The organism is Bradyrhizobium sp. Kon10 (genome assembly GCF_055807395.1).
Window position 1 is genome coordinate 1 of the sequence record NZ_JBVVOZ010000164.1, and the last position, 326, is coordinate 326.

At 61.3% G+C, this 326-nt stretch carries 1 protein-coding gene; it reads right to left on the reverse strand.

Features of this window, described 5'->3' with window-relative positions:
- A partial coding sequence (locus tag AC0L2O_RS36545; RefSeq protein WP_473373170.1) for a Bug family tripartite tricarboxylate transporter substrate binding protein occupies window positions 1–326 on the reverse strand: 326 nt, incomplete at both ends.

A 326-nucleotide genomic window follows, 5' to 3' on the forward strand; every position in this document is an offset into this window, starting at 1 on the left:
GCCGGTGCGCTGCCGCGATACGGCACGTGTAGCAAATCGATGCCGGCCATCGACTTCAAGAGCTCGGTCGCCACGTGGCCCGTGCCGCCGGTGCCCGGCGATGCGTAAGAAAGCTTGCCCGGGTCGGCCTTCGCGAGCGCGATAAGCTCCTGCAGCGTATTCGCCTTCACATCGAGATTGACCGAGATCAGGTTAGGTACGCGCGCAATCACTACGACGGGCGCAAGGTCCTTTGCACCGTCGAACGGTTGGTTCTTGTAGATATACTGGTTGATGACGTGCGGACCGGGCGTACCGATCACGAGAGTGTAGCCATCCGGATCAGC